The sequence below is a fragment of the Micromonospora sp. CPCC 205546 genome (genome assembly GCF_036902715.1).
Classification (GTDB): domain Bacteria; phylum Actinomycetota; class Actinomycetes; order Mycobacteriales; family Micromonosporaceae; genus Micromonospora.
On sequence record NZ_JBAKHL010000130.1, the window covers coordinates 1 to 7,471 of the forward strand.

Consider the following 7,471-nt stretch of genomic DNA (forward strand, 5'->3'; position numbering starts at 1 on the left):
CGCCGGCGACGGCGGCCCCGGTGTCGTCCCCGCCTGCCGTGACGCCGCCCGCGGCCCCGTCCGCTCCGCCGCCCCCGCGCCACGCGGCCGCCGCCCCCGTCGTCGCCGCGCCGGAGCCGCCCGCACCAACCGTGCCGCCCGCGCAGACCGTGCCGCCCGCACCGAGGCCACCCGCTTCTCCCCTGGCCGCCGCAGAGCCGCCGGCGCAGGCGAGAGCTGCGGTACCCGCGACGACACCCGCCGTCGCGCCGCGACACCGCGCCGCCGACGAGGCAGCCTCGACCGCCGGCCCGTCGGCGGGGAGGGCCGCGTCCGAAGCTGCCCCCCGCTCGGGCACCACGCCGGCCGGGACGACGGCGGCGCCCGCAGCCGAACCGCCCCCCACCGGTACGACCAGCGTCGCCTCATCCTCCGGCGCGCCCACTGCCGAGCCTGCCGCAGCCGACGTCCAGCCGTCGGCGCCAGTACGGCCGAGCGTCGAGACCTCGCGCGCATCCGCGCCGGAGGCGCCCGCCCCGACGTCGCAGGCAAAGGTCCCGACCTCGCAGACGGCCGCCCCGACGTCGCAGGCGGAGGTCCCGACGTCGCAGGCGGAGGCACCACCGGAGGTGCCGGAGCGCCCGGCGGGGCCGGCACCCGGATGGGCCAGGCCGACCATCCAGGTCAAGCAGATCGAACCGCTGCTCGCCGAGGAGATCGCTCGCGCCGCCGCCGGGCCCGACGCTCCGGTCAGTCCCGCCCGGTCGTCCGAGGCGCCGCCCGACACCCCACCGGCATCGGCACATGCCGCGCCCGTCAGCGCGCCGGCGACGCCCACGGTCGGTGCACCGCCCGCGCCCCCGACGAACAACCCGCCGGTCAGCGCGCCGCCCGCTCTTCCGCGGCAGTTCAGCGCGCCGCCCGGGGACCAGCCGCCGGTGAGCGCGCCACCGTGGAGCATGTCCGCGCCGCCGTGGAGCAGCACGGCTCCCCCGCAGGCACTCACGGGCGCGACGACCGACGCCGACAGCGACCCCGAGCAGCCGGACGTCGAGGAGGAGCTGGAGCGGGCGGAGTCGCAACGGCAGCGGGAGGAGACGCAGCAGGCGGAGCCGGAACGGGAGCGAATCGACGACCTGCCGCCGGCGTACCTCGACATCGACGAGACGTTCCCGATGAAGGCGCAGCCCGTACGGGCGCGGCCGACGGCCGAGCACCCCGTGCAGCAGCAGGCGCCGGCCTTCCCGCCGCCGCCGGCGTACCCGATGATGCCGGAGCCCGAGGAGGGCGGCCGGAACCGCACGGCGATCATCGTCGCGGTGGTCGTCGCGGTCCTGGCCGTCGCGGCGCTCGTCGGCGTGGGCGTGCTGGTGCTCAACCGCGACGCGGCGCCGCCGGCGGGTCCCGCGACGCCCGCGGCTGCCGCGTCGTCGGCAGCCGGTCCCCCGCCGGGCGGGCTGACGCTGAAGGACGATTCGGCGACGGTCACCCTGAACTGGACGGACCCGGCGGGTGGCGGGGTGCCGTTCATGGTGGCCGGCGGCCGGGTCGGGCAGGCGCTGGGCATCATGGCCACGGTGGACCCGGGTCGGACCAGCTACACGGTCAACGGGCTGAACTCGCGGGTGGACTACTGCTTCACCGTGCTCGCGGTCTACTCGACGGACTCCTTCGCCACCTCCGCGCAGGTCTGCACCGAACGGGAGGGCGACACGCCGTCGAGCTGACCGTCCACAGCGGCGTGGCGCACACGCTCGGTGTCCACAGGGAGACGGTGCGGGTTCCCCCGCCCCCGACCGGGCCATATGATGGCAGCCGGCTCAGGGGAGGGTCGCCGGACATGGCGCGCCACCTGCCAGGGACGACACGGGAGGCAGCCGGTAGTGGCCACCATCGATGATGCCGGGAACCCCGGCTCCCCGCGTCCCCGGCCCCGCCGGATGCGTGGCGGGGTCGTCACCATCGCGACGGTGGCCGCGCTGCTGGCCGCCATGGGGCTCACCGTCCACGGGCTCGGCGCGGCCGACAACGCGGTGGCGAGCCACGACGCGAGTTCCTGGCTGTGGAGCGCCGCGCGCAGCGAGCTGGCCCGCGTCAACGGCATCACCGCGCGCGTCGACACCCGGGTCGGTGTGCCGGGCGCCCGCCGACACCCGGTGCAGGTCACCCAGACCGACCGGCTGCTGGTCCTACGGGACCTGAACACGGGTCAGGTCAGCTCGCTGGACCTGGCCACCCTCCAGATCACCGCCACCACCCGCACGACGCCGGGGCTGGGCGTCAACGTCGCCCTGCACGAGGACGCCGCGTTCGTCGTCGACGCCGTGCAGGGCGTCGTCCGTCAGCTCGACCCGCGGTCGCTGAGCCCGGTCGGCGAGCCGGTGCGCTACCCCCCGGGCATCACCGGCGGGTCCTTCGACGGCAAGGGACGATTGTGGATCGCGGTGCCCAGCGAGGGCACCGTCTCGGCGATCACGGCCGCGCCGCTGCCGTCGGCGCCCGCGTCGGCGGCCCCCGCCGGGGCCGGGCTCAGCCCGAAGAAGGTCGAGACGTACGACGTCGCGGACGCCAGCCACGAGCTGGTGGTCTCCACCCTGGACGACGGCGTCGCGGTGCTCGACCGTACGGCCGGGGCGCTGGTGACCGTGCGGCGCGGCAAGGTGCGCACCACGCCGTTGACGATGGCCGCGCCGGGCGCGCTGCCGGCGCGCACCAACGGGCCGGACGTGCCCGTGACGGTGCCCGGCGAGCGGCGGGTGCACGTGGTCGACGACGACGGCGCCGTACGGGCGTTCACCGTGCCGGGCACCGGCGACAAGCTCAGCCCGGCCGTGGCGTGGGCGGGCCGCTACTACTGCGCCGACGAGGCGTCCGGCACGGTCTACGCGTTCGACTCCGGCGGGCAGCTCGTCGACACCATCCGGGGCCGGGGCACCGGGCCACTGGAGTTGGAGGTGCGGGAGAACCACCTGTTCATCAACGCCCCCGACTCGGCAAAGGCACAGGTCGTCGACGACCGGCACCAGGTCCGCGAGGTCGACAAGTACGCCAACGACGTGCTCGGCGGCGACCCGCCGCCGGCTCCCCCGCCGCCGCCCCCGCCGAAGAAGCCCGAGGTGGGCAAGCCGGGCGCGCCGCGCGGCGTCACGGCCGCCGCCGGCAACGCGCAGGCCCGGGTGAGCTGGCGGCCGGCCCCGGCCAACGGGGCGGAGATCGTCCGGTACGTGGTGCAGGGCGCCGGCCAGCGCGTGCAGGTGGGCGCCAACCAGCGGGCCGTGGAGATCAAGGGCCTGAGCAACGGCGAGACGTACCGGTTCTCGGTGCACGCGGTCAACGCGAAGGGCGACGGTCCCGCCCGCACCAGCAACCCGGTGACGCCCACGGCCGCCGTGCCGGACCCGCCGGCCGCCGTCACCGCCCAGGAACGCCCCGACGGCACGGTGCTGGTGAAGTGGCCCGCCGCGAACGGGCAGGGCAACACCATCGCGAAGTACGTCGTCACGGCCACGTCGGCGGGCACCAACGCCCCCGCCGGTGAGTCCCGCCGGACCGAGCTGGTGGTGCCGGCGGGCGAGCTGGAGTACGGCACGCAGTACGCGTTCACGGTGGTCGCGGTCAACGGCCGGGGCGCCGGCTCGGCGGCCTCGCCGGTGAGCAACACCGTCGTGCCGTACGCGGCACCGGAGCGCCCGGCCGAGCTGAGCGCGACCACGGTGGCCGACCGGCCGGGCGCCGTCGCGCTGCGCTGGGCCCCGGCCGGGGCGAACGGCCGGCCGGTGACGAAGTACCTCGTGGACGTGGGCGGGCGCAGCAGCGAGGTGACCGAGACCCGGGCCACCGTGGACGGGCTGGGCAACGGCCGGAACGTCACCGTGAAGGTGCGCGCGGTCAACGAGGCCGGCCCCGGTCCGGAGGCCAGCACCACGGCCCGTACGGTGGCCGAGCCCCGCGTGACCGTCACCGGCTCCTCGGCGAACGCCACCTCGGCGACGGTGACGTTCACCGTGGACGCCGGCGGCGGCAAGGCGACCTGCTCGCTGAGCACCAACGGCAAGCCGGCGAAGGCCGGGAGCTGCTCCAGCATCACGATGACGGGGCTGACGCCCGGCACGAAGTACACGTTCACGGTGACGGCGAGCAACGCCGCCGGCAAGGGCACCGCCACCCGCGCCCAGGCCACCGGCGCCCTCTACGGCATCGCGACCTGCCGCAACGGGCCGGACGACGACCAGCGGACGTACTGTGACAAGGACGTCGACGGCCGCAACGGCAACGAGATCTTCTCGGTGCCCCGCCAGGACAACGACCGGCAGGTCGGCTGGGCGAAGCCCGGCACCCGACTCAAGGCGTACTGCAAGAAGTCGGGCGAGAACGTCGACTCCTGGATCTACAACGACCAGAAGCAGAGCACCTGGTGGGTGCAGGTCGACTACAAGGGACGCAACTACATCCCCTGGGCCTGGCTCAACCTGGAGGGCGGCGACGACATCAAGGACCTGCCCACCTGCTGACCCATCCAGGCAAGGAGCACCACCGCCGTGAACACCCCAGAACCGCTCACCCAGCCGGAGGTGCAGGGCTTCGCCGCCCTCGCCGCCCGGCTGGCCGAGAACGTCAACGCGGTGGTGCTGGGCAAGCCCCAGGTGGTACGGCTCGCGCTGACCGCGCTCTTCGCCCAGGGGCACGTGCTGCTGGAGGACGTGCCCGGGGTCGGCAAGACCACCCTGGCCCGAGCCGTCGCGGCGACGGTGAAGGGGCAGTGGCGGCGCATCCAGTTCACCCCCGACCTGTTGCCCTCCGACGTGTCCGGAGTGACGATCTTCAACCAGGCCACCCGGGGCTTCGAGTTCCATCCGGGGCCGGTGTTCGCCAACATCGTCATCGCCGACGAGATCAACCGGGCGTCGCCGAAGACCCAGTCGGCGCTGCTGGAGGTGATGGAGGAGCGCACCGTCACCGTCGACGGGGTCCGGCACCCGGTGCCGCAGCCGTTCCTGGTGGTGGCCACCCAGAACCCGGTGGAGATGGACGGCACCTACCGGCTGCCCGAGGCCCAGCTCGACCGGTTCCTGGTGAAGCTCTCCGTCGGCTACCCCGACGAGGCGGTCGAGGTGGAGGTGCTGCGCGGTGCCACGGTCCGCTCCCCCGAGGCGCTGACGGCGGTCACCGACACGGCCACCGTCGGGGAGATGGTCCGCATGGCCCGCCGGGTGCACATCGCCGAGCCGCTCTACGCGTACGCGGTGCGGCTGGCCGCGGCCACCCGCAACCACCCGCAGGTGCGCGTCGGCGTCAGCCCCCGGGGCGTGATCGCGCTGACCAGGGCGGCGTGCGCGTACGCGCTGATCGACGGGCGGGGCTGGATCATGCCGGAGGACCTGAAGACGCTGGCCGAGCCGGTCTTCGCGCACCGGCTGCTGCTCACGCCCGACGCGCAGGTGCGCGGGGTGACCGCCGCCGAGGTGCTGCGCCAGGCGATCGCCTCGGTGCCGGTGCCGCTTCCCTCGGGCCAGCCGGCCCCGGTCCAGGGCTGACCGGCGACGCCGGTGTCCGTGCTCACCGCCCGGTGTGTCGGGCTGCTCGTCGCCGCCGTCGTGCTGCTGGGCGTCGGCTTCCGCTTCGCGTACCCGGAGTTGACGCTGCTCGGGGCGGCGGCCGGCATCGCCGTGGGCTACGCCGTGCTGACCGCGGCCTGGCGGCCCCGCCTGGAGGTGACCCGCAGCGCGGACCCGGACCGGGTGGCGCGGGGCGAGCCCGCGGCGATGACCCTGACGGTGCGCAACGCCGGGCGGCTGCGGGCGGCGAGCCTGGTGGCCGAGGACCGGTGCGGGGATCGGGCGGTCCCGGTGCCGCTGCTGCGGTTGCGGCCGGGCCGGGACACCACGGTCCGCTACGAGGTGCCGACCTCCCGCCGGGGGGTGGTGCGGGTGGGGCCGCTGCGGGTGACCCGGCGCGACCCGCTGGGGCTGGTGGCGCTGGCCCGCCCGTACGGCGGCACGGTGCCGGTCTGGGTGCACCCGCGCGCGCATCCGCTCAACGCGGTGCCCACGGGGGCGGGGCGCAGCCTGGACGGTCGGGTGGACAAGGTGCCGCACGGGGCGATCACCTTCGACTCCCTGCGCGAGTACGTGGTCGGTGACGAGCTGCGCCGGGTGCACTGGCGCACCAGCGCGCGGGTGGGCGAGCTGATGGTGCGGGAGAACGTGGACACCAGCCTGCCGCGGATCGTGGTGCTGCTGGACAACCGGACGGCCGCGCACCCGCACCGCCTCGACGGGGTGGCGGAGTCGTTCGAGTCGGCGTGCGAGGCCGCCGCCTCGGTGCTGGTCGCCGCGTACCGCGAGGGTCTGCCGGTGGTGCTGCTGCTGGTCGAGCCGGAGCCGGCCGGCCTCGCGACGGCCGGCGGCGACGCGGCGGCGCACGGGCCGCTGGACCGGCTCGCGGCGGCGGGACTCGCCGACGAGGGCCGGCTTCAGCCCGTCACCGCACGGCTGCGGCGGGAGCGACTCGGCGACACGCTGGTGTTCCTCACCGGGCCGGGGGGCCGCGACGACCTGGGGGCGGTGGGCGCGCTGCGGGCCGCGTACCCGTCGGTGGTGGTGGGGGTCTTCGGGGCAACGGAGCCGGCGCCGTCGGGCGCGGCCGGCCTGGTGGTGATCGACGCTGCGGACGGGGCGGCGTTCGCCGCCGGGTGGGACGGGGTGCGCGGGTGGTGACGGTGGCCGGCGGCGTTCCCGATGGTCCGGCAGGGCGGAGCACCGGCGGCGTCGCGACGGACACCGCCGGCCCGTCCGGGATCGGCGGCGGATCGGTCGACGCCGCAGGGCCGAGCGGTGGCGGTGGGGTGGCCGGGGCGGCGCGGGCGCTGGGCAGGGCGCTGCGGGCGGTCGCGGTGCCGCTGGCGCTGGTCGCGATGATCGGCCTGGCCGGCGCGGTGCTCGGCCGGGTCTACGCCGGCCCGCTGCTCACCTGGCTCGTGCTCGGGGCGGCGGCCGGCTCGGTGCTGGTCAGCGTGGCCGCCCGCCGGCTGCCCTCGTGGCTGGTCGCACCCGTCTCGGTGCTCGCGATGGCCGGCTGGACGGCCTGGTCGCTGCGGCTCACGGCGACCCGGGCCGAGCTGCCCGGGGGCCTGGCCGAGGTGACCGCCGACGCCGCCGCGAACGGCATCCCCCGGCTGCTGACGGCGATGATCCCGGTGGAGCCGACCCCCGACACGGTGCTCGTGCCGCTGGTCGCCGCGTGGCTGGCGGGTCTCGCCGGGGCGGAGGTGGCGATGCGGGCGGGCCGGGTGCTGCTCGGTTACCTGCCGCCGGTGCTGCTCTACGCCGCCGCGCTCTACGTGGTCGGTCCGAACGCCGATCCCGCGATCGGGCCGACGCTGGCCCTCGTGGCCGTGGCGGTGCTGGGCCTGGCGGTGCCGGCGCGCGGCCCCGCGGGCGCCGACGCGACCGCCGGGCTGGCGCCGGCCGTCCGCGCCGCCGTCCGGGCCCGG

At 76.2% G+C, this 7,471-nt stretch carries 4 protein-coding genes and 2 pseudogenes; 5 read left to right on the forward strand and 1 reads right to left on the reverse strand.

Features of this window, described 5'->3' with window-relative positions; all coding sequences use genetic code 11:
• Positions 1-817 (reverse strand): annotated as a pseudogene (locus V6U77_RS29315) (hypothetical protein); the annotation flags it as partial.
• 100 nt (positions 818-917) lie between these two features.
• On the opposite strand from V6U77_RS29315, the gene V6U77_RS29320 reads away from it, so the two are divergent.
• The 5 genes and pseudogenes from V6U77_RS29320 to V6U77_RS29340 all read left to right on the forward strand — a co-directional run.
• Positions 918-1,706, forward strand: coding sequence for a fibronectin type III domain-containing protein (locus V6U77_RS29320; RefSeq protein ID WP_334609987.1), 789 nt, complete (start codon positions 918-920; stop codon positions 1,704-1,706).
• A 156-nt stretch (positions 1,707-1,862) separates the two neighbouring features.
• A complete protein-coding gene (locus tag V6U77_RS29325) occupies positions 1,863-4,490 on the forward strand; it encodes a fibronectin type III domain-containing protein (protein WP_442934538.1) in 2,628 nt (875 codons plus the stop codon).
• A gap of 27 nt (positions 4,491-4,517) precedes the next feature.
• Entirely contained in the window at positions 4,518-5,513 is a 996-nt protein-coding gene (locus tag V6U77_RS29330; RefSeq protein ID WP_334609988.1) for an AAA family ATPase, read from the forward strand.
• A gap of 18 nt (positions 5,514-5,531) precedes the next feature.
• Positions 5,532-6,695, forward strand: a complete 1,164-nt coding sequence (locus V6U77_RS29335) for a DUF58 domain-containing protein (protein ID WP_334609989.1) — start codon at positions 5,532-5,534, stop codon at positions 6,693-6,695.
• A 128-nt stretch (positions 6,696-6,823) separates the two neighbouring features.
• Positions 6,824-7,471 (forward strand): annotated as a pseudogene (locus tag V6U77_RS29340) (transglutaminase domain-containing protein); the annotation flags it as partial.